Origin of the sequence: Thermopolyspora flexuosa (assembly GCF_006716785.1) — a bacterium.
Taxonomy (GTDB): domain Bacteria; phylum Actinomycetota; class Actinomycetes; order Streptosporangiales; family Streptosporangiaceae; genus Thermopolyspora; species Thermopolyspora flexuosa.
In genome coordinates, this window is the sequence record NZ_VFPQ01000001.1 from 2,206,221 (window position 1) to 2,232,411 (window position 26,191).

Consider the following 26,191-nt stretch of genomic DNA (forward strand, 5'->3'; position numbering starts at 1 on the left):
TGTCGGATGCGGTGGGATCAGTAGACGCCGCACATGCCGTCGATGGACACGTCCTCGACGAGCAGCTCGTCCTCGATCATGTCGGTCGTCTCGATGGCCGGAGCGATGTCGGACATGGCAGGCTCCTCTGTGTACGTAGGGGCAGGTTGGGTCCCGGGCGTGACGCCGCCCGGAGCGTGTTGCCCCATATTTAACGCACTGAGTGCAAAAAAGGGAAGGGGCAGGTGATGGAGACGTCGCGACCGGTCGCCGTCGACCGGCCGGCGCGGGGCCGCAGGCAGCGCACGTCGCACGCCGAGCTGGAACGCGTCGCCTTCGGCCTGTTCGCGGAGAAGGGCTTCGACCAGACGACGATCGACGACATCGCCGAGGCGGCGGGGATCGGGCGGCGGACGTTCTTCAACTACTACGCGTCCAAGAACGACCTGGTCTGGGGCCGGTTCGAGCACGACGTGGCCCGGCTGCGGCGGCTGCTCGCCGCCGCCCCGCCGGACGTGCCGATCATGGACGCGCTGCGCGAGGCCGTGGTCGAGTTCAACACCTACGACCCGTCGGTCCTGCCCGAGCACCGCACCCGGATGCGCCTGATCCTCAACGTCCCGGCGCTGCAGGCCGACTCCACCCTGCGCTACCACCTGTGGGCCGCGGCGGTCGCCGAGTTCGTCGCGCACCGCACCGGGCACCCGGTCGACGGGCTCGTGCCCCGGCTGGTCGGCCAGACCGCCCTCGCCGCGGCCATCACCGCCTACCGCCAGTGGCTCGACGACGAGTCGAGCGACCTCACCGCGCTGATCGCGGAGGCGATGCGGCTGATCGGCACCGGGTTCACCGACGAGGCGCTCACCGCGGATCGGTGAGGCCGCCCGCGCCTGCGTCAGACGGTGAGCCCGCCGTCGACGGGGATGACCGCCCCGGTGCACCCGGAACCGGCGGGGGAGCAGAGCCAGAAGATCGCCTCGGCGATCTCGGCGGGCTCGAGCAGCCGGCGGGCGAGCTGCTGCTCGGCGAATCTCTCCTGGTCGGGCAGGCCGTAGATGGCGGCGCTCGCCTCGAGCATGGCGCCCCGGGTGGAGCCGGGGCAGATCGCGTTCGCGGTCACGCCGGTGCCGTCGAGGTCGGCGGCGAGCGCGCGCACGTACCCGATGACCGCGGCCTTCGCGGCCGAGTACGCGCCGAGCTTGCGCATGCCGCGCAGGCCCGCGGCCGAGGCGACCGCGACGAACCTGCCGGTCCCGGCCGCGATCATCGCGGGCACGGTCGCCTCGGCGAGACGGCGGACGCCGTGCAGGTTGACGCGGAGCAGCACGTCCCAGGCGTCGTCGCCGGTGGCCCAGGCGTCCGCGCCGTGGATGACCCCGGCGACCGCGATCGCCGCCGCGGGGGTACGGCCGGCCAGGCCGGCCCGCACCAGGGCGGGCAGGCCGGGGTCGCCGACGTCCGCGATCCGGGTGGCCACCCCGGCGGCGCCCTGCCGCAGGCACTCGTCGGCCACGGCCTCGAGGTCGTCCGGGTCCGGCATGCCGTACCCGATCGGCGGCTGCGGGCGGCACGCGTCGATGAGCAGCAGCGCCCAGCCGTCCCGCGCCAGCCGCAGCGCGGTGGCCGCGCCGATGCCGCGGGCCGCGCCGGTGATCACGGCGATCGGGGCGTCCTCGCCGAACATGGATCCTCTCCCTCCCCGCCGGGCCGGAGCCGCCCGGCACCCGGCCGTCGCCGGTCCTCGTCCAGCGGATGCCCGCCTCGTCGCCTCAGCGGTCGGCGGGTCGAGGCGCCGATCGTCGGCGCACCCGCCCAAGCGGGCCGCCGACCATGATGGCACCGGCCGGATCCGGGCACGGGAAGCGCCACCTGTTGGCGGAGGCCGAGGGACCAGGGCGGTGACACACCCGCCCCGGCGTGTCAGATCTCGGGCGAGCGGCGCCGGACGAGCTGGGTCGTGACGACGACGTCTTCGTCGAGGTTGACCAGCAGCACCGTACGGGTTCCGTCCTCCTCCCGGCGGACGAACATGCACCGGTACTCACCGCAGGCGACCTGCCGCAGGTCCGGGTAGCCGTATCGGCAGCCGGATCGGCGGTCCCTTATCACGGGCACCGGGAGGGCGAGGTTCCGCCCGGCGCACAGCATGACGGGCCGGTTGGTGTCGACCTCTTTGGCGGCCGCGACGCCGCTTTTCTGCGCGTAGACGCCCATGATCCACAACGCGAAGAATGTGTCGATGAGAATGATGGCGGCAGCGATCGCGCTTGCGGCCAGCGCGCTCATGTTCGGCCAGCGCCGGCAGAGAAACGCGCCATACGGCACGAGAATGACCGCGGCCGCGATAAGCATGGGCGGGATCGGGTGGCTTGTACTGAATATGTACAGATCGACCACTCCGATCAAACCCAGTGCCAGGGCGATGGCGCCCATGACGGCGCATCCCGTCCCGATGGCGAAACGAGCCCTGTGGGAGAGTTTGCGGATGCCGGCGTGCGCGAGGAACAGCGCAAGACTGATCCCGGCGGTGATGCCCACTGATATCGCGGCCTGCCTGATCCCTCTTTCGAGGTAATCGTCCAGCGACGGGTTGAGGAGGCCGACGCTCATGCCAAAGTGAGCGGCAAGGGCGCTGTAGCGGTGCAGCCCGAGATAGATCGCGAGAGCGACGAAGGTGGGTGCGGAGACGACCGGGACCAGCCATCGCGCCGCCCGCGACAGGTGCGTGAGTACCTGGTCAGGGTCGTTCGGCATCGTCCGTTATTCCGGGCAGTTCTTCCGTCATTTCCGGCAGTTCTTCGGGGATTACCATCTCTTCCCAGAAAAGCCTGATTTCGGGAAAACCGGGGTTTCCCGGGTCCGCTTCCTCCATCTCTTCGGCCAGCGGGCCGAACGTGTCGGTCTCGATGGGCTCGGGAGTGGGATCGTCGGGAGGGAGGGGCTTGGGCGACGGCGCCGTGGAGGGCGGTGGCGTGGCCGTCTTCCGGGACGTCGGCCGGGCGGGAGGCGGGACCGCCGGAGGCGTGGTCGTGCCCGTCAGCCGCTGCCGGACGGGGACCGCGGACGGCTCGTCCTTTTCGTCCTGAGTGTGGGATCGATCCTCATCGAATCGGGTTTGTTCGGGATCGGGGAACAGGTATGTGCCCGGAGACGGCGAGACATCCGGTTCGTCCGGACGTCGCTCGCGGGTGTTCGTCAGGGAAAGGACGTATATCGCTGTCGCCGATATAAAAAGGAACGCACAGCACACCGCCGCGAGCAGGCCGATGCTCACGCGGCGTCGGTTGTTTCTCTCCATTTCGTCGCCTCCCGCGAAGTCCGGGCGGTCGGCGTCCTTCGCTGGATAAGCGGTCGCCGTCGCCAGAACCGAGTCTCAGGAAGACGGAAACCGCCTTCACGGACGGCGATCATACATTACTCCGAGTGTTGGCGGGAAACGCTTATTGGTGCACGGGATGCTCTGCGGGAAAGCGGATCCAGGGCTTTTGAAGGAATCGTGTGGGACGCTTTTCTGAGCGATTGCGCAGGCTGGGAATGATCTTTGCGCACGCTCGGCCCCGAGGGACCCGGGGCGGGCTGCGCAAGAGGGTCGTGGCCGGTGCGGGTGCGGGTGAACGGGGACGCCCGCGTTCTCTTTTCGCCTTCCGTTCCGTGTGCGGGCGCGAAATACCTGAATCACTCTCACATGCCGCTGCGTGACCGAGAAGGCCGATTGCGATCGCGCAAATGTGTTCGCGGCGGAGCGTACGCGTTCTCCCATTCCGCACGCCTCCTGGAGAAAGGTGCGGCGTACACCCCGTCGCAGGGGAGACGCGAAGCCGTACCGGCGGAGATCACCCGGGAGAACCGGGCGCGGGGAACGCTCAGACCCGTCGGCGGCCCCACCGCCACCATCGGCGCCGCCGGGGAACGGGCTCCTCGCGAACCGGCGGCGGCTCCCTTTCGGCCTCGGCGGCGGCCTCGGCCTCCCGGGCGCGGCGGGCCTCCCGCCACAGCTCCAGCATCTCGTCGAGGTCCACCAGCCCGACCGGGATGGGCGGCCCGGACGGCGCGCGCCAGTGCTCCCGGATCTGCGCGTTGAGGTCCTCGACCGCGTCCCGGACCGCCTGCTCGGACGGCAAATCGCCGACCGTGTCCCGCAGGCGCTGCCGCTCCTTGCGCAGCCGCAGGGCGGGCGGCAGCATCGCGGACGGGTCGAGCCCTTCGGCGATGGCCTTCTCCCGCGCCCACCACATCGGGTCGCTCGCCCGGTGCAGGTTGCGCAGCGGCTTGCCCGCGCCGGGCAGGTTGTCGAACTTGCCCTCCTCGATCGCCCGGCGGATCTGTATCTCCACCCAGGTCTCCTGGCTCATGCCGGGCGGCTTGCGCTCGGTGATGGTGCCCTCCTCGACGCCCACGTCCCGGACAGGTTCGGCCCGCCTCCCACGTTAGGCCGTGCCGTACGCGGGAGGCGGGCCGGGCGTCGGTGCAGCGGGGTCAGCGGCGGGTCAGGGTCCAGGCGCCGTCCGCCTTGACCGTGACGAGCCGGGTGCCGCTGGGGAGGACGACCTTGCCGCGGTAGCGGCCGATCCTGTTCACCAGGAGGTCGGGGAAGTCACCGATCCGGGTGTAGCCGTGGACGATGAAGTTCGACCTGCCGGTGTGGGTGGCGCGCATGGTGCGCAGGCCGCGCGTGGGGGAGAGCCTGAGCACCTGGTCGCCCCGGCCGCTGATGGTGGCCTTGCACCAGCAGCGGGCCTTGCCGACCGGCATGAACGTGGCGGTCCAGTGGCCGTCGGCCCGGATGCTCACGGCCGCGACCTCCCGGGAGCGGTGCCCGTTGTAGAGGACGGTGCCGTCGTACCTGCCGATCTCGTTGACGAGGTACTCGCTCACCCGCCCCTTGCGGTCGAGCGTGTGCACGATGAAGTTCGAGGCGCCGTCGTGGGTGAACCGGATCAGCCCCGGCTTGCGCGTGGCCCGGATGCGGATGACGTTGTCGCCCACCCCCTGGTGGCGCCGGTCGGCGGCGGAGTCCGGCCGGGCGGCCTGTTCGGCGGCGGCCGTGGCGGCCGGGGCGGTGACGAACGCGGTGATGAGCACCGTGGCGAGCACGGCCGGTACGGCGAGCATGCGGCGCAGCATGAGATCTCCTCGACGAGCGGGATGTGCTGGGACTGCTGAGCGGGCGGCCGGGCCCGGGAGACGGGCGCGTGGCGGGTGCGCACGGGACGCCCGTGATGGCCGGAGGAACGAGGGCCGGCCGCCGGAGGGAGGTGCGGGTCAGCGGAGCGCGACGGTGACGCCGCCGGAGAAGGGGGAGTCGTGCAGCTCGATGGCGGTGAGCACGGCGTCCTTCGGCACGTCGAACAGCAGGATCCCCTTGACGCTGTTCCCGGGGTTGATCTGGTTGAGGAAGGCGTTGGAGTCCTTCAGGCTGACGGCGGCGGTGCCGGAGGAGGCGTCGAAGCGGCGGCCCTTGGCGTCGATGAGCCGCTGCGACGAGTCGTCGAAGATCTGGGCTTCGTCGCCGATGTTCTTCACGGTCACGTAGACAAGCACGTACTGGCCCTGGGCGGTGGACGCGGTGAAGCCCTCACCCACCTGGGACAGGCCCTTGCGCACCTTGGTCACCTTGAACGCGAACTTGCCGTCGCGCACCACGTCCCCGATGCCGGGCTGCGCGGGCTTCCGCCGCTCTCCCGCGTCGTCGCCGCCCCCGGACGACCTGCGGCCGGATTCGCCCGCCGCCGCGGATCCGGTACGGCCGGCCGCGGTGCCGTCACCGCCGCCGGAGCCGTCGCCGAACAGGGTGCCGACGATGCCGAGCACCAGGAGCACGGCGACGCCGGTCAGCGCCGCCGTGAGGCAGCCGCCGCGCCGCCGCTTTCCCGCGGGCTGCGGGTGGTACGGCATCGGCTCGCGGGGCGGCCGCTGCGCGGGGTGGCCGTACGGGTTCGGATACGGGCCGGGATGACCTGGGTTGTTGCTGTGCACGTAACTCCAAGCGGTGTGGAGCGGGGACAAGGACGGAGGACACGGACCCGCCGGGACGCCCGGCGGGCGACTGCGGCGGGTCCCGTCGCCGCGGCCACGGGCGGGTGCGCACGACGAGGCCGAGGCGACCCCGTCGTGCCCCTCGCCACACCGTCACCCGAACTGGCGACGGCCACCATTAGATCACTTGTGTACTGAAAACACAAGTGAATGAGAGATGTTCCGATCCACGCGGGAGAATAAACGGTGAGGCGTCATGAAGGTGCGCGGAGATGCCATCGGGCGACCGGACCACACCCGCCACGGTGATCAGGAGACGCGAAGCCCGCCGCGAGCCTGCTCTCGTCCGGCGTTCTGACCCCCGCCACCGCGGTGCCCTGGCGTCTTCACGCAATGAACCGGAGGCGAAAGGTCAACGCGGCGTCGAACCGCCACCCAGGAGATCGCGCCCATCCGGGCGTGGCGTGAGAGCCGGAGATGCTTCGGGTACGGCGGGCACGACCACGGCCGTTCGTCAGGGGCGTGGCGGAGCCGGCGCGAGCAGGATCAGGAGCGGCAGGGTTCGGCCCGGCCGTCCGCCGCCGGGAGCCGATGAGCCGGCGGGGAAGCATCGCGAGATGTGCCGCCCGTGGGGGTACCGAGACCGGCCGCCACCCGCGCGCCGGGCCCGCCGGGCACCTCCCGCGTCGCGCCGCCGGGGTCGGCGCCGGGGAAGGCGATGCCGAGGACGCGCAGCAGCGGGATCGCCTTGACCGCGGTCTCCTCGTACTCCGCCGCGGGGTCGGAGAGCGCGACGATCGCCCCGCCCACGCCGTACGACAGGCCGTCGGGCGTGATCACGGCGGTGCGGATCACCATGCTGAGGTCGGCCGCGCCGGTGAGCGAGAAGAAGCCGATCGCGCCGGAGTAGACGCCGCGCGGCCCGGCCTCCAGCTCGTCGATGATCTGCATCGTGCGGATCTTGGGCGCGCCGGTCATCGAGCCGCCGGGGAACGCGGCCCGCACGCAGTCGACCGCCGAGGCGTCCGGCCGCAGCCGTGCCCGCACCGTGCTGACGAGCTGGTGCACGGTCGCGTACGTCTCCACGTCGAAGATCTTGGCGACGTGCACCGAGCCGACCTCGGCGACCCGGCCCAGGTCGTTGCGGACCAGGTCGACGATCATCAGGTTCTCGGCGACGTCCTTCTCGCAGGTGGCGAGCTCCTTGGCGATGAGCGCGTCCTCGGCGGGGGTACGGCCGCGCGGCCGGGTGCCCTTGATCGGCTTGGACTCCATGGTGCCGTCGGCCGACACCCGCAGGAACCGCTCGGGCGAGGAGCTCAGCACCGACACCGGGCCGAGCCGCAGGTACGCGCCGAACGTGGCCGGGCTGATCCGGCGCAGCGCCCGGTAGCACTGCCAGGCGTCGAACGCGCCCGCCACGTGGAGCATGTTGGTGAGGCACACCTCGTACGTCTCGCCGCGGCGGATCGCCTCCTGGCAGGCGGCGATCAGCTCCAGGTAGCGGGCCCGGTCGTGCCGCAGCCGGACCGGCCCCGCCGTACCGGGGGAGCCGACCGGGCCGGGGCGGCGGCCGGCGAGAGCGCGCAGCCGCGCCGTGGTCTCCTCGAACCAGGCGAGCGCGGCGGCCTTGTCACCGTCGACGGCGAGCGCGAGCAGGTACGTGGTCGCGGTGGCGTGGTCGAACACGATCGCCCGGTCGGCGAAGATCATCGCCGCGTCCGGGGTGGGGGAGCGGTGCGCGTCCGCGCCCCCGCACTCGGCCTTCAGCTCGTAGCCGAGGTAGCCGACCCAGCCGAGCGCGAACTCCAGCGGCAGCGACGGCACCCGCGCCCGCCACCGCCGCAGGTCGGCGTCGAGCCAGTCGAGGAAACCGCGCTCCACGGTGCGCGTCCGCCCGCCCTCGGCCACGGTCACCGTGCCGTGCCGTACGTCGGCGGTCACCACGCGGGCGAGCGGCCCGGAGGCGTCGCCCATCACCGAGAACCGCCCGGCGCCCTCGTGCACCAGGCCGCTGTCGAGCCAGAAGGCGTGCTCGGCGTCCCCGAACAGCGCCTCGAAGGCCACCTCGTCGTGCCACTCGGTGGGCAGCGAGCGGACCAGCACCTCCGCCTCCACCGGATCCGGCACCGGCGGCCGCTCCGGCACGGCGGGGGACGCCGGGGCGGGCGCGGCGGAGATCCGGACCGTGGGGCGGGGACGGGGGAGTTCGCGGGTGAGGTCGCGGAAGTTCGCCAGGATGCGGTGGCCGTACTGGGTGCGGATCGACTCGGGGTGGAACTGCAGGCCCCAGATCGGGCGGGTGCGGTGGCGCAGCGCCATGAGCACCCCGTCCGGGGTCCACGCGGTCGCCTCCAGCTCCTCCGGCAGCGAGGTCACCGCCAGCGAGTGGTAGCGCACCACCTGGAACGGGGACGGCACCCCGGCGAACAGGCGGTCGCCGCGGTGCTCCACCGGGGAGAGGCGGCCGTGGCGCGGCTCGGGCGCGGGGCCGACCGTGCCGCCGTGCACGTACGCGACCCCCTGGTGACCGAGGCAGACGCCGAGCAGCGGGATCTCGGCCCGCTCGATCACCTCACGGCAGACGCCGAAGTCGGCCTCCCGGTACGGCGTGCCCGGGCCGGGCGAGATGACGACGTTGTCGAAGTGCGCGAGGTCGGACGGCCGCCAGCGCGGGTCGTCGTTGCGGATGACTACCGGCGGGTGGCCGTTGAGCTCCGCGAGGTAGTGCCAGAGGTTGTAGGTGAACGAGTCGTAGTTGTCTATCAGCAGCGTCCGCATGTTCCCCGCCCGCCGCCATCGCACCCGGACGGCGCCCGGCACTCGATCGGCGTGCCCGCGTCGCTCCCGCCCTGGCGGATGACCGTCCTGTGACCCGGTCATGATCGCGGGGATGACGGGCGGCCGGTAGGCCGACGATCCGGTCGTCCCTCGCGAGGCACTTCATCCTAGGTCAGCCGGGAGAAAACGGGCACAGTGCAACGTCGCGGCGCCGCTCGGAGCCATGACGCGGCCGCCCACCGTCATTTGACGGATGCGCCCGCGCCCCGGCCGAATCCCGCACCGGGTGCGCGGCCGGACCGTCGGCCTCGGGGCGCGCCGGAGCTGCGCGGAGACCGCCGAGGTGTGCGCGCCATGTGACGTCGTCGCGTGACACGTCCCCTTGACCCGCCGAGGGTCGCGATAGGTCAATTGCGGCAAAACACGCTCCCCGTCTGCGCCAATATGGGCAGGTACCGATCTGACGGGGGAGGAATCAGATGAACGAGGGACGAGCAGAGCAGACGGATGTCACGCTGCCGTCCTGGAAGGAGGTGCTGTCGACGCCTCCGCCCCGGCGGGTGCTCGACGACGAACCGCCGCCGGCGGACGAGCCCGAGGTGCGGGACCGCGTCCTGGTGCACGTGATCTGGGAGGTCCTGCTGGCGGTCGCCGCGGTGGGGCTCGTGCTGGCGAACCTCTCCCAGGCGCCCGCGCAGCACCTCACCGAGCTGTTCGGCTCGGCGGCCGTGGTGGGCCTGCTCGCGGTGGGCCTGTCGTTCTCGCTGCGCACCGCCACGCCCAACCTCGCCGTCGGGGTGATCGCGGGCGGCACCGGCGCGCTCACCGCCGTCCTGATCCGGGACGACTGGCCGGTCCCGGTGGCGATCGCGGCGGGTCTCGGCGCGGCCCTGGGGACCGGCGTGCTGCTCGGCCTGCTCGTCATGCTGCTGTCCGTGCCCGCCTGGGCGGTGACGCTCGGCGCGGCCGCGGCGCTGCTCGCGGTCGTCTCCGGGCTCACCCGGGGGGCCACGGTACCGGCCGATCTCGGTACGTATCCGGCCGTTCCGGCGTTCGTCGTGTTCGCCGGGCTGTCCATGGGCGGGGGAGCGGTGTGGCTCATCCCGGGAGTACGGCGGGCGCTCGGCGGCCTGCGGCGGGAGGGGGAGCCAGCCGAACGGCCCGGGCTGCGCGCCGGGCTCGGCGCGCTCGCCGGGCTGGCCGGGTCGAGCCTGCTCGCGGGGGTGGCCGGGATCGCCGACCTGCTGCGCCAGCAGGGGGCCGTGGTGCCGGTGGAGGCCGTGCCGGTGACGGCGCTCGCCGCGGTCCTGATCGGGGGCGTGAGCGTCTACGGGCGGCGGGCCGGCATCTTCGGCACCCTCTTCGGCGTCGTGATCATGGTGAGCGCGGCGTCGCTGCTCGCCCTGAAGGACACGCCCGCGTGGATCGTGCAGGCGTTCGCCGGGGGCATGGTCGTGGCCGGCCTGCTCGTGACCCGGCTGATCGAGGGCTCGAACGCGGTGCTCAATCGGGACCGCAAGCGGCGGCGGCCGCGCGCTGCCGCCCTGGATGCCAGAAAAGTATGAAACGGCAGGTAGTGGGTGATCTGCCGGTAGCGTGACAAACCGCGCTCGCCGCCGTTCCCCATCCCCACGGCGGCGGCGGGCGCCCCTTCCGCCCTGCCCACGCCGAAGGCCCGCTTTCCCCGAGGATTCGCACGCCGTCCGCGCTCATCGCGCCGAGGCGGGAGGCGGGCCGACGGGCGTACGAGTGCCCGGGACACGAGAGGGACGAAGAACGATCCGGCCTGCCCTCGCCCGGACGGTCGGGCGGTGCATGTGCGTGCGCGCAGGAAACGCGTTAGCATTGACGCTTGCACGCCAATAACGCATCAAGACGCAATACCTCGCCTTTATTATAGCGGAAGGGTGGCAATTGGTCAACAGCGAGATCGCGCGCGAGCAGGCGTACGTCGGGCGGCTCTACCGGCGCGTCGACGAGCTGCGTGACGAGGCCGAACGACGGCTCGCCACGGTGCTGCGCGAGCACGGGGAGACCGAGCAGTCGCTCGTCGAGCGGGAGGCCGCGTTCGCCGGGTACGCCATGCGGGTGGCGCGGCTGGAGGCGGCCGAGCACGGCCTCTGCTTCGGGCGCCTCGACATGCGCGACGGCCGCCGTCGCTACATCGGGCGCATCGGCATCTCCGCCGGCCCCGGCGCCGGGGACGACGACGAGCCGTTGCTGCTCGACTGGCGCGCCCCGGCCGCCCGCCCCTTCTACGTCGCCACCGCCGCCGCCCCCGAGGGCGTACGGCGGCGCCGCCACATCGCCCTGCGCGGCCGCCGCGTGGTCGCCATCGACGACGAGATCCTCGACCGGGACGCGGTCGACGCCGAGGAGGGCCTGGTCGGCGAGGCCGCGCTGCTCGCCGCGGTGAACGCCGCGCGGACCGGCCGCATGCGCGACATCGTCGAGACCATCCAGGCCGAGCAGGACGAGATCATCCGCGCCGACGCGGGCGGCGTGCTCGTCGTGCAGGGCGGCCCCGGCACCGGCAAGACCGCGGTCGCGCTGCACCGCGCCGCGTACCTGCTCTACACCCACCCGCACCTCGCCGCCCGCGGCGTGCTCGTGGTCGGCCCCAACAGCGCCTTCCTCCGCTACATCGCCCAGGTGCTGCCCGGCCTCGGCGAGACGAGCGTGCTGCTCACCACCGTCGGCGCGATGTTCCCCGGGGTCGTCGCCGACCGCGGTGAGCCGCCGGAGACGGCCGAGATCAAGGGCCGGGCGGTGATGGCCGAGGTGATCGCCGCCGCGGTGCGGGACCGCCAGGCGCCGCCCCGCGGGGACATCGAGATCCCGTACGGCGAGGGTGTGCTGCGGCTGGCCGAGCGCGACTACCTGCGGCTCGCCGAGCGGGTCCGCGCCCGCCACGCCACCCACAACGACGCGGGACGGGTCTTCCAGCGGGCGGTCGTCGACCTGCTCGCCCGGCAGGTCGCCGAGCGGCTCGAGTCCGTGGTGCTCGACGAGAACGGCGAGCCGCTCGACGGCGGCGACCCCGGCGGCGTGCTCACCGAGGCCGACCGGCGCGCCCTGGTCGCCGCCGGATACCCCACGGCGCTGCTCGACCTCGAGGTCGGCCTGTCCGGCGACCGCGCCACCGAGAACCAGGGCCCGCTGCTCGACGAGACCGACCTCGCCGAGATCCGCCGGGAGCTCGCCGCCGACCCCGGCGTGCGGGCCGTGCTGCGCGACCTGTGGCCCATCCTCACCCCGCAGCGGCTGCTGTCGGACCTGTACGCCGACCCCGGCCGGCTCGCCGCCGCCGCGCCCATGCTCACCGAGCGGGAGCGCGGGCTGCTGCGGCGCGAGCCCGGCGGCGGCTGGAGCACGGCCGACGTGCCGCTGCTCGACGAGGCCGCCGAGCTGCTCGGCGAGGCCCGCCGTACCGGCCGCACCCGGGAGGAGATCGAGCGCGCCAAGGAGATCGCCTACGCGCAGGGCGTGCTCGACGTGCTCGTCGGCTCCCGGTCGAGCGACCTGAACGAGGGCGAGGAGGCGGAGATCCTCATCGCGACCGACGTGATCGACGCCCACCGGCTCGCCGACCGGCACCGCATGGCCGACCTGCGCACCCTCGCCGAGCGCGCCGCCGGCGACCGGACCTGGACGTTCGGGCACGTCGTGGTCGACGAGGCGCAGGAGCTGTCGCAGATGGCCTGGCGCATGCTCATGCGGCGCTGCCCCACCCGGTCGATGACGATCGTCGGCGACGTGGCCCAGACCGGCGACGCCGCGGGCACCACGTCCTGGGCCCGGGTGCTCGAGCCGCACGTGGGCGACCGGTGGCGGCTCGCCCGGCTCACCGTCAACTACCGCACCCCCGCCGAGATCATGACCGCGGCGACGCGGGCGCTGGCCGCCTCGGCCACCGGCGCCGACCCGGACCTCGAGGCGGAGGCGCCCCGCTCGGTGCGGCGCACCGGCGTGCCCCCGTGGCGGATCTCCACCACGCCGGAGGAGCTGCCGCGCATGCTCGCCTCCTGCGCCGCCTTCGAGCTGGCCACGCTGGAGGAGGGGCGGCTCGCGGTGATCGTCCCGGACGCCCGGCGCGACGAGCTGGGCAAGGCGGTCGCCGCCGCCGTGCCGGACGCCTCCTACGGTGACGACCCGGACCTGGAGAGCCCGCTGGTGGTGCTCGGCGTGCGCCAGGCCAAGGGCCTGGAGTTCGACTCGGTGCTCATCGCCGACCCGGCCGGCATCCTCGCCGCGAACCCGCGCGGGCGCAACGACCTGTACGTCGCGATGACCCGCGCCACCCAGCGGCTCGGCGTCATCCACGCGGGCCCGGCGCCCGAGCCGATCGCGGCCGCCATCCCCGGGCCGGACGAGGAGGGCTGATCCGGGGCCGCCGGGCCGTACCGGAACCCGATGACCGAAACCGGCGATCTTCCGGGGACGCCCGCGGCACGGCGGAATGCGCCCGGGAGGGCGATGTGCGAATACGGCTGCCGTGGCGGGCGTCCCGCCGGCCGCAGCGGCGGACACGGCTCGCGGCGTACGTGGTGTGCCTGCGCGACGACGAGGTGCTGCTCGCGCACCGGATCGGCCACGAACGGCCGCGCTGGATACCGCCCGGGGCGGGGTCGACCTGGGGGAGGACCCGTACGACGCGGCGATCCGGGAGGTGGCCGAGGAGACCGGCTACCGGGTGGAGATCGAGCGGCTGCTCGGCATCCACACCGTGGTGCTGCCGCCGAGCGAGGCGGGCTCGGACGCGGTCCACGCGGTGCGGGTCGTCTACGAGGGCCGGGTCGTCGGCGGCGAGCTGCGGCACGAGGTCGGCGGCTCCACCGACCGCGCCGCCTGGGTTGCGCTCGACCGGGTCCCCGAGCTCGACCGGGTCACCCTGGTGGACGTCGCCCTCGACCTGTACCGGACGCGGCCGCCGGACGGCCGTTCCCGACTCGCAATCTCCTGAGGTGCCGTCCCGTCACCGGTGTTCTGTACGGTGATGGGCGAATTCGTGAACGATCGATCGACCGGTGCCGAGGTCCGGCCCGGCCGGCTGGAGAGGGACGTCCGTGCCAGAACCTCGGCCGCTGAACCCGGGAGACCCCACCCACATCGGCGCCTACCGGATCGTGGGGAGACTGGGGCAGGGCGGACAGGGCACCGTCTACCTGGGCGAGTCCGAGTCCGGTCCGGTGGCCGTCAAGATCCTGCACGAGCGGCACGCCGCCGACGAGGACGCCCGCGAGCGGCTGCTGCGCGAGGTCGAGGCGGCGCGCAAGGTGCCCGCGTTCTGCACCGCGCGGGTGCTCGAGGTCGGCCTCTTCGGGGACCTGCCGTACGTGGTGAGCGAGTACATCGACGGCGAGTCGCTCGACCGGCGGGTGAAGACCCGCGGCCCGCTCGACCCCGGCGCGCTGGAGCGGCTCGCCATCGGCACGGCCACCGCGCTCGTCGCCATCCACAGCGCGGGCATCGTGCACCGCGACTTCAAGCCCGCCAACGTGCTGCTCTCCTCCGACGGGCCGCGGGTGGTCGACTTCGGCATCGCCCGCGCCATCGACCTGGTCACCTCGTCGGTGTCCGTGGCGGGCACGCCGCCGTACATGTCGCCCGAGCAGTTCTCCGGCGAGGGGATAGGCACCGCCTCGGACATCTTCAGCTGGGGCGGGACGATGATCTTCGCGGCGACCGGGAGGCTGCCGTTCGGTGAGGGCTCCATGTTCGCGATCGTGAACCGGGTGCTGCACCAGGAGCCCGACCTGTCCGGGCTGCCGGAGAGCCTGCTCCCGATCGTCGCGGCGTGCATGGCGAAGAACCCGGACGACCGCCCCACCGCCCGCGACCTGCTCATGCGGCTCATCACCGGCTCGGCCGCGGTTCCGGCGGCCCCGGCCTCGGAGAACGAGCTGCTCGAGACCGCGACCGCGCGCATCCGCGGCGCCGCCCCGCCGCTCGCGCCGGCCCTGCTCGCCCCGCCCTTGGCGGGCGCGGGCGCCCAGGGCACGGCGCCCACCGTGGTGGACCCCTCGGCGGCGCCTCCGGGCGCGGCCGCCGCGCCGCCCGCCGCCGGGCCGCAGCCTCCGGCGTGGCCGTCGCCCGGCGTCCCGGGCGCGCCGCAGCCGACGGTCGCGAACGCGGCGCCCGCCGGTACCGCCCCAGGTGCTCCGCCGGGCTGGCCGCAGGCCGGTGTGAGCGGCGGAGCCCCGCCGGTGGCGGCCCCCGGCGCCGCGCCGGGCACTTCGGCCGGGTGGCCGCCCGCCGGTGGTGCGGGCGGGGGGACGCCGCCCGGCGCCAGGCCCGCGGGCACCGCCCCGCCCGCTGCTCCGCCGGTCACCAGACCGTCGGACGGGCTGACGCCGGGGCGCCGCGCGTTCCTCATCGCCGTGGGCCTGCTCGTCCCGGCGGCCGGAGCCGGGGCGATCATGTACGCCGACCGCCTGTTCGGTCCCGGCACCGCCGACCCCGCCGCCTCCCCGTCCGGGGACGCCGCCTCCCGGGCCGGCGGCGGCACCCCGTCGCCCGCGGGGAGCGCCACGGGAACGGCCGCGCCGTCCCCGGCGTCGAGCGGCGAGACGGCCGTCGCCGGCGGGGGCGACGGCGCCACCCAGGGGCCCGGCGGATCACCCGAACCCACGCCCTCCACCGGCGCGACCGGCGGATTCACGCTGGGCAGGCAGCTCCTGCTGCCGCATGACGCGCAGGTGATGAGCGTCGCGATCACGCCGGACGGGAAGACCGTGGTGACCGGCGACTGGAACGGCCGGATCCACGTCTGGGACACCGTCACCGGCAGGCTGCGGTACCGGCTCAACGACCGTGGGTCCTACATCGACGACCTGGCGATCAGCCCCGACGGCCGGCTGGTGGTCACCGTCGGCGGCGTGGAGGACACCAAGATCCGGATGTGGGACCTGACCACGCGGAACGCGCGCGGCGGCAGGACGATCAAGGGCGCGATCTTCGCCGAGTTCAGCCCGGACGGCACGGCGTTCGTCACCGGCAGCGGCTACGAGTGGGCCAACCTGTGGCGCACCTCGGACCGCCGCCAGGTCGGGTCGTCGATGCGGAACGGCGTGCTCGCCAAGGGGGCGGCGTTCAGCCCGGACGGCCGCGTGCTCGCCGTCGCCTCCTGGGACCGGACCGTGCGGCTGTGGAAGCCCGCCAACGGCTCCGCCATGGGCACGCTCACCGGCCACCGCGAGGAGGTGAACTCGGTCGTCTTCGTCGGCCCCCGGCTGCTCGCCAGCGCCGGCTACGACCAGGTGGTGCGGTTCTGGGACGTCGACGCCCGCAAGGCGGACGGCGGCACGCTCAAGGGACCCGTGTCGCAGATCAACAGCATCGCCTACTCCCCGGCGGGCGTGCTCGCCGCCGGCGAGGACAAGGGCCTCGTCTGGCTGTGGAACCCGGCCACGCGGCGTCCCCTCGTCGAGGAACCGCTGGTCGCGCCCGGGCAGGTGCGCAAGGTGCGGTTCAGCCCGGACGGCCGCGTGCTCGCCATCGCGGGCGGCACCGCCGTGCAGGTGTGGGAGATCGCCTCGGCGGGAGGCTGAGGACCCGCGCCCGCCACCCGGCACGCGCCCGGGTACGGCACGGCCGCGCCGTACCCGTACGGACACATCCCCGGATCCGCGGATGCCCCGGCCCTGACGGGGAAGGGACCAGGGACCGCCGGGAGCCGGGAGGTGACGAGCCATGGGGTTCGGACGGAACCGCAGCGGGACCGAGCCGGTCACCGCGCGCAGCCCGCTGCGGGCGCGCGCCGTGCTGTCGGGGATCGCGCTGCCGGTCGCCCTGATCGCCGCGGTCTACTTCGTGGTCCGCGCGCTGCGCGAGGGCGATGCGGTCTGGTGGGCCGAGGCGATCATCGCGGGCGCGGTCGCCGTGATCGCGGCGATCGACCTGCTCGTGCTGCGGCGGCGCATGCGCGAGGCCCGCGAGGCGGCCGCGGCCGGGGATGCCGCCGCGCGGCGCGACGGCGGCGTGTCCCGCATGTGACGGCTCAGCCGGCCGCGCGCACGAGCGCGAGGGACTGCGCCGCGATCTCGAGCTCCTCGTCGGTGGGGACGACGATGACGGCCACCTCGGCGTCCGGCGGGGAGATGAACCGCTCGGCCGGGGACCTGGCGAAGTTCCGCTCGGGGTCGACGGCGATGCCCAGCCGGGTGAGCCCGGACAGCGAGTCGGCCCGGGTGTACGGGTCGTTCTCGCCCACCCCGCCGGTGAACACCACCGCGTCCACCCGGCCCAGCACCGCGTAGTACGCGCCGACGTACTTGCGGATGCGGTAGCAGTACACCCCCAGGGCGAGCCGGGCGCCCTCGTCACCGGCCTCGGCCTTGGCGCGCACCGTGCGCATGTCGCTCGCCCCGGCGAGGGCGAGCAGGCCGCTCCGCCGGGTCAGCGCGTCGTCGACCTGCTGCAGCGTGAGGCCCGCCGTACGGGCGAGGTGGGCGGGCAGGGCCGGGTCCACGTCGCCGGAGCGGGTGCCCATCACCAGGCCCTCCAGCGGCGTCAGCCCCATCGAGGTGTCCACGCTGCGCCCGCCCTCGATCGCCGCCGCGCTCGCCCCGTTGCCGAGGTGCAGCACGATCAGGTTCACCTCGGACGGGTCCCTGCCGAGCAGCTCGGCCGCGCGCCGCGACACGTAGGCGTAGGAGGTGCCGTGGAAGCCGTAGCGGCGCACCCCGTGCTCGGCGGCCCACTCGACCGGCACCGCGTAGGTGTAGGCGACCGGCGGGAGCGTCTGGTGGAACGCGGTGTCGAACACCGCGACCTGCGGGATGCCCGGGAAGATGCGCAGCGCCGCCCGGATGCCGATGAGGTTGCCGGGGTTGTGCAGCGGCGCGAGCACCGACAGGTCCTCGATGGTGCGCAGCACCTCGTCGTCGATGAGCACGGGGTCGCGGAACCGGGCGCCGCCGTGCACCACCCGGTGCCCGACCGCGCGCAGGCTGAGCCGCTCCAGCGCCAGCCCGGTCTCGGCGAACGCCCGCACCACCGCGGCCATCCCGGCCTCGTGGTCGGGGTACGGCTCGTGCCGCACGTACGGCTCGGCGTCCGCGGGCCGGTGGGTGAGCGTGCCCTCCTCCTGGCCGATGCGCTCCACCAGCCCGGTGGCGAGCCGGTGGCGCCCGGTCATGTCGAGCAGCTCGTACTTGATCGAGGAGGAGCCGATGTTGAGCACCAGGACGTGTTCGGGCGTCTCCGTCACCGCTTCCTCACCGTCTCCCGCAACCCCCAGCACCGTCGTCGGCGCCCTGCCGGCGCCGCCCCGTCACGGCCGCGTCCGGACCCCGAGCCTGGCCTCCCGGACGCGCGGGCGGGGCTCCGCCGCCGGCGTCCGGTTTCCGCGCGTCTCCACCCTATCCAGATCTTTCTCCGTCCCTGGTCCGGGGTGCTCGGCAGGGTGGCGGGGCCGGAGAGACACACCGGCCGGCCCCCGGCGTACCATCGGGGACCGGCCGGCGCGTGTGCGGGTCACCGGATCACCTGGGAATCCAGTCCTGCCACACGATCTTGTTGGCGTCGACCCACTTCTTCGCCGCCTGCTCCGGCTTGAGGCCGTTGTTCACGATGTCGTTGGCGACCTGGTTCTGGTCGTCGTTGGTCCACTGGAAGTTGCGGACCAGCTCGTACGCCTTCCCGCCCTTCTCCGCGAACTCCTTCGACACGATCTTGTCGAGCAGGTAGGGCGGGTAGTCGCAGGCCACCTTCTTGGGGTCGGCGTCGCAGCCGATCGCGTACGGCGGCAGGTTGACCTTCACGAGCTTGAGCTGGGTGAACAGCCACTGCGGCTCGTAGAAGTACATCAGCAGCGGGGTCTTGTTCCGGGTGGCGCGCTTCGCGGCCGCGATGAGCGCGTTCTCCGAGCCGCCGTAGACCACCTTGTAGTCCAGCTTCAGGTTCCGCACCAGCGCCTCGTCGTTGGTGACGTAGGTCGGGTCGCCGTCGAGGAGCTGGCCCTTGTCGCCGGACTTGGCGGTGCGGAACAGGCTCGCGTACTTGTTGAGGTTCCGCCAGTCGGTGATGTCGGGGTACTTCTCGGCCATCCACTGGGGCACGTACCAACCGATCACCCCGATGTTGCCGTTGACCCCGGCGTTCACCGCGAGCTTCTTCCGCTCGATGTACTCCTTCTTCTCGGCCTCGCGGCCCCAGTTCTCGATGATGATGTCGACCGAGCCGTCCTCGAACCCCTTCCACGACTCGGGCTCGGTCAGCTCCCTGGTCTCGACCTTGTAGCCGAGCTCGTGCTCGAGCAGGTACTTCACCACGGCGGCGCTGGCGTGGTAGCCCACCCAGGGGTTGATCGCGAGGCGGATCGGGCGGTCGAGGCGGCCCTCGGCCGCGCCACCGCCCGTCTCCGTCTCCCCGTCGCCGCTGCACGCGGCGAGCGGGAGGATGACCGATAATGCCGCGATCACCGCGAGGGCCCGGCGGCCGGACCGCCGTCCGGCGGAGCCGACGCCGATCATTGCGGGATCCACGCCTTCCACTTGTCCGGATTCGCGTCGACCCACTTCTTCGCCGCCTGCTCCGGCGTCATCCCGTTGTTGACCATGTCGTTGGCGACCTGGTTCTGGTCGTCGTTGGTCCACTGGAAGTTCTTCACGAGCTGGTACGCCTTGCCACCGGTCTCGGCGAACCGCTTTGACACAATCTTGTCAAGGTCGTACTGCGGATAGTCACAGGCGACCTTCTTCGGGTCGGCGTCGCAGCCCTCGGTGTATTCCGGCAGCTTCACCCGCACCAGTTCGATCTGGGAGAACAGCCACTGGGGTTCGTAGAAATACATCAGCAGCGGCTTGCGCTGGGCGGTGGCCTGCTGCGCCGCCTTGATGAGCGCCGGCTCGCTGCCCGCGTACACCACCTTGAAGTTCAGCTTCAGATTCTTGACCAGCGCCTCGTCGTTGGTGACGAATGACGGGTCGCCGTCGAGCAGCTGTCCCTTATCGCCGGATTCGGACGTCTTAAATAGGTCGGCATACTTGTTGAGATTCCGCCAGTCGGTGATGTCGGGGTACTTCTCGACCATCCATTTCGGGACATACCACCCGATAACCCCCTTGTTGCCGGTCGGGCCGGCCTCCACGGCGACCTTGTCCTGCTCGATGTACTTTTTCTTCAGGTCCTCGTGGCCCCAGTTCTCAAGGATGACGTCGACCTCACCGTTGGCGAACCCCTGCCAGGAGATCTCCTCCTTGAGCTCCTTCTTCTCGACCTTGTAGCCCAGCTCATGCTCGAGCAGGTAGGCGACGACCGCCGCGTTCGCCTCGTATCCGACCCACGGGTTGATGGCGATCTTCACGGTGCCGGCGGGCGACGCCGCTCCGGAGGCCCCCGCCGACGGAGCCGCCGAACCGGAGGACGTTCCGCCGTCCACCGTCGCGCCACCGCAGCTCGTCGAGGCGAGGGCGAGCAGGAGTGCCCCGGTGATGAGCCGAATTCGTCGCATATCCGTGTCCTCCAGAGGCGTTGACCCGGCGTCGGGAGTCGCCGGTGACGACGCACGTTACGGTCCAGTTGCCATTTGTGGCCGACGACTCCGGCGGCCAATCCGTCGACCGGTTATACCGGCATGGGCTCCGTAGGGATCCCGCCGGGACCGTGGAACGCTTCCGCGGCGTATCTGAGCCTACGAGCACTTCGCGGGAGGATAGGGCAAAACGCCGGGAATCTGGGTGCCGTGATCCTATGGAGATGGCGTGACGTCCATTCCGTAACCTAACTCACTGCTCCGGATGTTGCGCTTGATGTCCGGTTCTACCCATGATGTGCGCATTTGCGCAAGCCTGCGGCAAGTTGGGACTCCAGCTTTCTGGTAATGAGGGGTGTCAGATCCCTTTTTTCATGACTACGTTCAACTTGGTGCGCCTGGTATTGGTGTGCTCAAATTGCTGCTCCCCCAACTGGCTTCTTCAGGGGTCGCTTGGCTCACCTAGGCCGGGCGTCCTGCTGTGGGCCGAGGTCGGCGAGAGGTCGGACCTGGCGTGAGTACGACATATGTGCCCCACACCGGAGGGGAACCCGGTGCCGCGCCCGCCAAGGGCGCACCGCAGGCGAGCGCTCCCGCCGCGGCCAAGGCGCGGCCGGCGCTGCCGGGCGGTCTGCTGAGCTATCTCGACGTGCGCAACTGGCGGGTGCGCACCCGGCTGGTCGCCCTCATCCTGGTGCCCACCGTCGCGGTGGTGCTGATCGGCGGCTACCAGATCACCTCCGCGATGAGCGCCGCCGACGAGTTCCAGCGCGTCAACCAGCTCGCCAAGCTGGTGCAGAGCGTCGCGGAGCTCGGGCACGAGCTCGCCGCGGAACGTGACATGACCGCCATGCACATCGCGCGCGGCCACCCCGACGCGGAGAAGGCCGGCCTGGACGGCCAGATGGCGCGGGTGGACGCCGCGGCGGCCGCGGTGCGCACGCAGGCGGCGGTGGTGCAGAACGAGGTCACCGGTCGCACCGCGGACGAGGTGGCGACCGTGATCAACCGGATCGGCAACCTGCCCACGCTGCGTCGGCAGGCCGCGAGCAGGCAGCTGCTGCCGGACGCCGCGTTCGGGCAGTACTCGTTGATCATCGAGGACCTGCTCTCCCTCTACGACGAGCTGGGCAAGGGCAGCAACGACGACGCCCTGTTCGGCGGCGCGGTGACGCTGGAGTCCCTCACCAAGGCGAAGGAGGCGCTCTCCCGGCAGCGCGGCCTCGTCGCCATCGTGGTCACCGCCGGGCGCTTCGAGCAGCAGCAGATGCAGGACTTCCTCGGCGCGATCTCCCAGGAGGAGGCCCACCGCCGGGCCTTCCTCGCCGAGGTGAGCCGGGCCGACCGGCGGTTCTACGACGAGACGGTCAACAGCACCGTCACCGAGCGGGCGTTCTTCCTGCGCCGGCTGGTGCTGATCCGCGCCACCGTGGGCGCGAGCCTCAAGGGCCTCGACCTCACCCGGGGCAGGCAGGACGACGCGCAGGAGTGGTTCAAGGCCTCCACCGCCGTGATCGACGCGATGCACCGGGTCGAGCAGCGGCAGATGCAGGCGATCCTCAACCGCAGCGCCGACCTGGAGAGCTCCGAGCGCGGCTCGGCCTTCCTGCTCGCCGGTGTGATCGCGGGCATCGTGATCGTGGTCCTCCTCGTCACCACCGGCGTCGCCCAGTCCCTGGTACGGCCGCTGCGGCGGCTGCGCAGCGACGCGCTCGACGTGGCCCTGCGCCGCCTGCCGGAGGTGGTGCAGAAGCTCCGGGAGAGCACCTCGGACGCGCCCCCGCCGGAGGTCGCCCCGATCGGCATCCACACCAAGGACGAGATCGGCGAGGTCGCCCGGGCGTTCGACGAGGTCCACCGCGAGGCGGTGCGCCTGGCGAGCGAGGAGGCGCGGCTGCGCAGCAACATCAACGCGATCTTCGTCAACCTGTCGCGGCGCAGCCAGACGCTGGTCGAGCGCCAGCTCGCCCTGATCGAGCGGCTGGAGCAGGGCGAGGAGAACGAGCGGCGGCTCGCCGACCTGTTCACCCTCGACCACCTCGCCACCCGCATGCGCCGCAACAGCGAGAACCTGCTGGTCCTCGCGGGCCAGGACGCGGTGCGGCGGCACAGCGAGCCGGTCGAGCTGATGGACGTGGTGCGCGCCGCGCTGTCGGAGGTGGAGAACTACGAGCGCGCCGTGCTGCGCCTGCAGTCGGAGGTCGCGATCGCCGGGCAGGCGGTCAACGACGTGGTCCACCTGCTCGCCGAGCTGATCGAGAACGCGCTGTGGTTCTCCCCGGCCGACACCAAGGTCTTCATCTCCAGCAACCGCATCGACGGCAGCGGCGTGATGATCTCGGTGACCGACCAGGGCATCGGCATGTCGCCGGAGGAGCTCGCCCAGGTCAACTGGCGGCTCGCCGACCCGCCGGTGGTGGACGTGGCCGCCTCCCGGCGCATGGGCCTGTACGTGGTCGGCCGCCTGGCGATGCGGCACGGCATCCGGGTGCAGCTCCGCTCCCAGGACTCCGGTGGCCTCACCGCGATGGTGCTGCTCCCGGAGAACCTCATCGTGCCGATCCCCGGCGCGCTCCCCGGCATGCCGCTCGGGCACGGCGCGGCGCCGATGCCCCCGGCGGGCGGAGGGTTCGGGCCCCCGCCGCAGCCCGCCGCCGCGTCGTTCGGCGCGCCCCCGGTCCCGCCGCAGGCCGGTCCCGGCCCGCTGTCCGGCCCCACGGAGGTCGGCCCGTTCGCCGGGACGGCCCCGTCCGGCGGCCCGGCCGCGCGGACCGGCGAGACGTTCAGCATGGACCGGCTCCGGCCGTTCACGCCCCCGGAGCCACCGCACCTGAACGCGCCCTGGCCGGGCGCGGAGACGCTCGACGCCCCGGCCGAGCAGGCCGGGGGCACCGGCCCGTCCTGGCCGGAGCTGCCCCCCGTGCAGTCCGGCGGCTTCCCCGAGCCCCCGGCGTTCCGCCCCGTCACGGGCGGCCCGAAGGCCGATCCCCCGGCCGAGACGCGGACCGGTTGGGGCGCCCCGCCGCCCGCGACCGGCGACCAGGGCAACACCCCCGGCGGCGAGTGGGGCGTCGGCTCCGAGCAGCCCGCCGCGCCGGAGCCCGGGCAGGCCGCCAAGGAGCAGGCCGACGAGTACCTGCCCATCTACGCCGAGGTCGAGTCGAACTGGTTCCGGCGCTCCACCCCCGGCTCCGGTGACCGGAAGCAGGGCGAGTCCTCCGGCTGGTCCTCGCCCGCCGACGAGGGCTGGCGCGCGGCCCAGTCCGTGGCCCAGCCCACCAAGGGCGGCGTCACCGCGGGCGGCCTGCCGAAGCGGGTGCCGAAGGCGAACCTCGTCCCCGGCCGGGCGGGCCCCGCCGCCCCGTCGGGCCCCGCCCCGCGGCCGCAGCTCTCGCCCGACCGCATGCGCAGCCGGCTGTCCAGCTACCAGTCCGGCCTGCGGCGGGGGCGGGACGCGATCCGCCGGGAGAGCGCGGGCGCCGCGGCCGACGGCGCGACCGGAACCACCGAGGAGAAAGGCGAGTGAGACGGATGGTCAGCGCGCTTCGCGTGAGTCGTTTATTCCGCCACGAGATGTGACAGGAGAGACGCGTTGTCAGGTGGATCCTGGAACCCCCCGGAACGCCCGCACTACGGCGGCGCCTACCGGCAGGAGCCGCAGGAGCCGAGACCGTCCCTGGTGCGGATGTACACCGTCACCGGCGGGCGGACCGCCCCGCGCATGCACCTCGCGCTCGAGGCGCTGGTCTCCTCGGCCACGTCGATGCAGCTCGGCCTCAACTACTCCCGCGAATACCGGGCGATCAGCCAGCTCTGCCTCCAGGTACGGTCGGTGGCGGAGATCTCCGCACTGCTCAACATCCCGCTCGGCGTGACCCGCGTGCTGGTCGCGGACATGGCCAACGAGGGCCTGGTGCGCGTCTACCAGCCGCAGCTCGAGTCGAGCGGCGCCCCCGACCGGAACCTGCTGGAACGCGTCCTCACCGGCCTGCGCAGGCTCTGACGGCCGGCCGCCGCCGACGGGGGACGCGTGCCCTCACCGGGCCTCCGCCGTACCGCACCGCGGCGGGGCCGAGGGCGGCCCTCGCGGGGAGCGCGCCGGCACCCGCTCCCGCCGACGACCGAATGGCACCCCGGCCAGGGGTGACGCCCGGCCCGCATGCTGCGCGTGAACCGGCCCCGGACGGCGCGCCGGAGCCGCGGGCTCACGAGCGCGTTGCGCCGCCTGTCGTGCCCGGCCCGGAGGACGCGCCCCGGCCCGCCGCCGCGGCGGACGGCTCCTCGTGGAACAGCCGCTCGGCGACCCGGGCGGCGGTGCGGTACGCCCGGCGGCCGGTCGTGGCGAGGCCCAGGGCGAGCACGAGCGCGCCGTACCCGGCGACCATCCACCACACCGCCTCGCTCGCGTGGGCGAACTCCGGCCCCCGCGGTACGGCGAGCGAGGAGGCGACGATCGAGCCGGCGATCGCCACGCCGAGCAGCTGGCCCACCTGACGGCCGGTGGACGACACCGCGGCGGCCACCCCCGCCTGGGCGCGCGGCATGCCGGACACCGCGGTGTTGGTCAGCGGCGCGTTCACCAGCCCGAACCCGGCGCCGAACACCACGTACACCACGAGCAGCGGGAGCACCGGCGTGTCCGCGGTCACCCGGGTGAGGAGCAGCCCGGCGAGCGTGATCAGCACCCCGGCGACGGTCAGCGGCGGGCGCGCCCCGCGCGCGGCGACCAGGCGGCCCGACACCGGGGAGAGCACGAGCGTGGCCAGGGCCATCGGCAGCGTGTAGATCCCGGCCTCGAGCGGCGTGAGGCCGCGCACGTTCTGCAGGTAGATCGTGTTGATGAACAGGAAGCCGCCCAGCGCCGCGAACGAGCACACCGCGATCGCCACCGCGCCGGAGAACGGCGCGCTGCGGAAGAACCGCAGGTCGATCAGCGGGTCGTCGCGCCGCGGCTCGTACCACAGCAGGGCGGCCAGGCAGAGCGCGGCGACCGCGAAGCAGCCGAGCACCGGGGCCGCGCTCCACCCCAGGTTGGGGCCCTCGATGATGCCGAAGCACAGCGTCGTCAGCGTCGCCATGACGAGCAGCTGGCCGAGCGGGTCGAGGCGGCGCGGGCGCGGCGCCCGCGACTCGGGCACGAGCAGCGCGGTGAGCACGATCGTCGCGACGCCGATCGGCACGTTGATCCAGAAGATGCCCGGCCAGCCCAGCGTCTCCACGATGAGCCCGCCGACCGGCGGTCCCGCCGCCAGGCTGATGCCGCCGATGCCGCCCCACACCCCGATCGCCCGGGCGCGCTCCCGCGGGTCGGTGAATACGTTCGCGATGATCGACATCGCCACCGGGTTGAGCATCGAGCCGCCGGTTGCCTGCAGCATGCGGAACGCGATCAGCCAGCCCAGGCTCGGGGCGACGCTGCACAGCAGCGAGCCGAGCGAGAACAGCGCGAGGCCGATCTGGAACACCCGGCGCCGGCCGACCCGGTCGGCGGTGGAGCCGGAGAGCATGAGCAGGCCGCCTACCACGAGCACGTAGGCGTCGACCACCCACTGCATGCCGGAGATCGGGGCGTGCAGGTCCCGGGCGATCACCGGCAGCGCGATGTTCACGATGGTCGCGTCCAGCGACACGATGAACAGGCTCGTGCAGCACAGCAGCAGGACCGCGATCCGCCGGCGGCGGCTGAGCTCGGTCACGGTGACACCATTTCGTTGAACCCCGGTGCAGACGACGACGGTTGCGAGCCTATTCGGGGGCCTCAGCTGCGCCGACGCCGCCCTCCGGCGAGCGCCGGACGCCCGCGCACCCCGCCGGGAGCGGCGGCGTCGCGCCACGGGGCCGGACCGCTCCGCGGCGGCCGGCCGCGTCCCGTGCCGTTTTCTCCCCGTTCCGGGCGGCCGTCACGCCCTCCCCGAGGAGGCGTGGCCCGCCCGCCGCGCCGGCCCGGCGCCCCATGGTCACCCCGGCTGGGGTTGAGTG

Annotated in this window: 20 protein-coding genes; 8 read left to right on the forward strand and 12 right to left on the reverse strand. The window is 73.0% G+C overall.

The features are described from left to right. Positions 1-17 precede the first annotated feature (17 nt). Complete coding sequence (gene mftA / locus FHX40_RS25040) at positions 18-116, reverse strand: mycofactocin precursor MftA (protein WP_170198781.1); 99 nt, start codon at positions 114-116, stop codon at positions 18-20. 111 nt (positions 117-227) lie between these two features. Here mftA and mftR point away from each other — a divergent pair, with 111 nt between their 5' ends. Beyond that, the gene (mftR, locus tag FHX40_RS09315) at positions 228-857 is read left to right on the forward strand and encodes a mycofactocin system transcriptional regulator (RefSeq protein WP_142259241.1); all 630 of its coding nucleotides are present in this window, start codon (positions 228-230) and stop codon (positions 855-857) included. A gap of 17 nt (positions 858-874) precedes the next feature. On the opposite strand, the gene FHX40_RS09320 is transcribed toward mftR, so the two are convergent. The 7 genes from FHX40_RS09320 to pabB all read right to left on the reverse strand — a co-directional run bounded on the left by FHX40_RS09320 (position 875) and on the right by pabB (position 8,736). After that, a complete protein-coding gene (locus FHX40_RS09320; RefSeq protein ID WP_142259242.1) occupies positions 875-1,663 on the reverse strand; it encodes a mycofactocin-coupled SDR family oxidoreductase in 789 nt (262 codons plus the stop codon). A 236-nt stretch (positions 1,664-1,899) separates the two neighbouring features. Beyond that, complete coding sequence (locus FHX40_RS09325; protein WP_142259243.1) at positions 1,900-2,733, reverse strand: hypothetical protein; 834 nt, start codon at positions 2,731-2,733, stop codon at positions 1,900-1,902. Continuing rightward, complete coding sequence (locus FHX40_RS09330; RefSeq protein ID WP_142259244.1) at positions 2,717-3,253, reverse strand: hypothetical protein; 537 nt, start codon at positions 3,251-3,253, stop codon at positions 2,717-2,719. The genes FHX40_RS09325 and FHX40_RS09330 overlap by 17 nt, the downstream gene beginning before the upstream one ends. Before the next feature lie 589 nt (positions 3,254-3,842). Continuing rightward, positions 3,843-4,376, reverse strand: coding sequence for a DnaJ family domain-containing protein (locus FHX40_RS09335; RefSeq protein ID WP_142259245.1), 534 nt, complete (start codon positions 4,374-4,376; stop codon positions 3,843-3,845). A gap of 79 nt (positions 4,377-4,455) precedes the next feature. Continuing rightward, positions 4,456-5,103 carry a hypothetical protein gene (locus FHX40_RS09340; protein WP_142259246.1) on the reverse strand — a complete coding sequence of 216 codons (648 nt, stop codon included), beginning with the start codon at positions 5,101-5,103 and terminating at the stop codon, positions 4,456-4,458. A gap of 138 nt (positions 5,104-5,241) precedes the next feature. Next, on the reverse strand, positions 5,242-5,955 hold the full coding sequence (locus tag FHX40_RS09345; RefSeq protein ID WP_142259247.1) for a DUF4352 domain-containing protein: 714 nt from the start codon (positions 5,953-5,955) through the stop codon (positions 5,242-5,244). 546 nt (positions 5,956-6,501) lie between these two features. Next, the gene (pabB, locus tag FHX40_RS09350; protein WP_142259248.1) at positions 6,502-8,736 is read right to left on the reverse strand and encodes an aminodeoxychorismate synthase component I; all 2,235 of its coding nucleotides are present in this window, start codon (positions 8,734-8,736) and stop codon (positions 6,502-6,504) included. Positions 8,737-9,215: 479 nt separating this feature from the next. On the opposite strand from pabB, the gene FHX40_RS09355 reads away from it, so the two are divergent. The 5 genes from FHX40_RS09355 to FHX40_RS09375 all read left to right on the forward strand — a co-directional run bounded on the left by FHX40_RS09355 (position 9,216) and on the right by FHX40_RS09375 (position 16,731). Further along, positions 9,216-10,301 (forward strand): ABC transporter permease subunit, encoded by a 1,086-nt coding sequence (locus FHX40_RS09355; protein WP_142259249.1) that lies wholly within the window; start codon positions 9,216-9,218, stop codon positions 10,299-10,301. 349 nt (positions 10,302-10,650) lie between these two features. Then, positions 10,651-13,119 carry a HelD family protein gene (locus tag FHX40_RS09360; RefSeq protein WP_142259250.1) on the forward strand — a complete coding sequence of 823 codons (2,469 nt, stop codon included), beginning with the start codon at positions 10,651-10,653 and terminating at the stop codon, positions 13,117-13,119. A 76-nt stretch (positions 13,120-13,195) separates the two neighbouring features. Further along, a complete protein-coding gene (locus tag FHX40_RS09365; RefSeq protein WP_170198782.1) occupies positions 13,196-13,699 on the forward strand; it encodes an NUDIX hydrolase in 504 nt (167 codons plus the stop codon). A gap of 103 nt (positions 13,700-13,802) precedes the next feature. Next, entirely contained in the window at positions 13,803-16,286 is a 2,484-nt protein-coding gene (locus FHX40_RS09370) for a WD40 repeat domain-containing serine/threonine protein kinase (RefSeq protein ID WP_142259251.1), read from the forward strand. Between the two features lie 142 nt (positions 16,287-16,428). Next, complete coding sequence (locus FHX40_RS09375; RefSeq protein WP_189136280.1) at positions 16,429-16,731, forward strand: DUF6343 family protein; 303 nt, start codon at positions 16,429-16,431, stop codon at positions 16,729-16,731. Positions 16,732-16,735: 4 nt separating this feature from the next. Here FHX40_RS09375 and FHX40_RS09380 read toward each other — a convergent pair whose 3' ends face one another. The 3 genes from FHX40_RS09380 to FHX40_RS09390 form a co-directional block, all read right to left on the reverse strand. Beyond that, a complete protein-coding gene (locus FHX40_RS09380; protein ID WP_142259252.1) occupies positions 16,736-17,947 on the reverse strand; it encodes an acetate/propionate family kinase in 1,212 nt (403 codons plus the stop codon). A gap of 274 nt (positions 17,948-18,221) precedes the next feature. After that, positions 18,222-19,223 carry an ABC transporter substrate-binding protein gene (locus FHX40_RS09385; protein WP_229789120.1) on the reverse strand — a complete coding sequence of 334 codons (1,002 nt, stop codon included), beginning with the start codon at positions 19,221-19,223 and terminating at the stop codon, positions 18,222-18,224. Continuing rightward, positions 19,208-20,191: an ABC transporter substrate-binding protein gene (locus FHX40_RS09390; RefSeq protein ID WP_142259253.1), complete on the reverse strand. Its 984-nt coding sequence runs from the start codon at positions 20,189-20,191 to the stop codon at positions 19,208-19,210. The genes FHX40_RS09385 and FHX40_RS09390 overlap by 16 nt, the downstream gene beginning before the upstream one ends. Positions 20,192-20,726: 535 nt before the next feature. Between FHX40_RS09390 and FHX40_RS09395 the strand changes: the two genes are divergently transcribed. Then, entirely contained in the window at positions 20,727-23,738 is a 3,012-nt protein-coding gene (locus FHX40_RS09395) for a sensor histidine kinase (protein ID WP_244941586.1), read from the forward strand. Between the two features lie 66 nt (positions 23,739-23,804). After that, positions 23,805-24,215: a DUF742 domain-containing protein gene (locus tag FHX40_RS09400; RefSeq protein WP_373286908.1), complete on the forward strand. Its 411-nt coding sequence runs from the start codon at positions 23,805-23,807 to the stop codon at positions 24,213-24,215. Positions 24,216-24,417: 202 nt separating this feature from the next. On the opposite strand, the gene FHX40_RS09405 is transcribed toward FHX40_RS09400, so the two are convergent. Continuing rightward, entirely contained in the window at positions 24,418-25,908 is a 1,491-nt protein-coding gene (locus FHX40_RS09405) for an MFS transporter (protein WP_142259254.1), read from the reverse strand. Positions 25,909-26,191: the final 283 nt, after the last annotated feature.

Excerpts from the sequence above, each read along its gene's own strand:
- FHX40_RS09320 (WP_142259242.1), bottom strand. The coding sequence starts at position 1,663 with ATGTTCGGCGAGGACGCCCCGATCGCCGTGATCACCGGCGCGGCCCGC.
- pabB (WP_142259248.1), bottom strand. The coding sequence starts at position 8,736 with ATGCGGACGCTGCTGATAGACAACTACGACTCGTTCACCTACAACCTC.
- FHX40_RS09365 (WP_170198782.1), top strand. The coding sequence starts at position 13,196 with ATGCGCCCGGGAGGGCGATGTGCGAATACGGCTGCCGTGGCGGGCGTC.
- FHX40_RS09325 (WP_142259243.1), bottom strand. The coding sequence starts at position 2,733 with ATGCCGAACGACCCTGACCAGGTACTCACGCACCTGTCGCGGGCGGCG.
- FHX40_RS09375 (WP_189136280.1), top strand. The coding sequence starts at position 16,429 with ATGGGGTTCGGACGGAACCGCAGCGGGACCGAGCCGGTCACCGCGCGC.
- FHX40_RS09355 (WP_142259249.1), top strand. The coding sequence starts at position 9,216 with ATGAACGAGGGACGAGCAGAGCAGACGGATGTCACGCTGCCGTCCTGG.
- FHX40_RS09340 (WP_142259246.1), bottom strand. The coding sequence starts at position 5,103 with ATGCTGCGCCGCATGCTCGCCGTACCGGCCGTGCTCGCCACGGTGCTC.
- mftR (WP_142259241.1), top strand. The coding sequence starts at position 228 with ATGGAGACGTCGCGACCGGTCGCCGTCGACCGGCCGGCGCGGGGCCGC.
- FHX40_RS09390 (WP_142259253.1), bottom strand. The coding sequence starts at position 20,191 with ATGCGACGAATTCGGCTCATCACCGGGGCACTCCTGCTCGCCCTCGCC.
- mftA (WP_170198781.1), bottom strand. The coding sequence starts at position 116 with ATGTCCGACATCGCTCCGGCCATCGAGACGACCGACATGATCGAGGAC.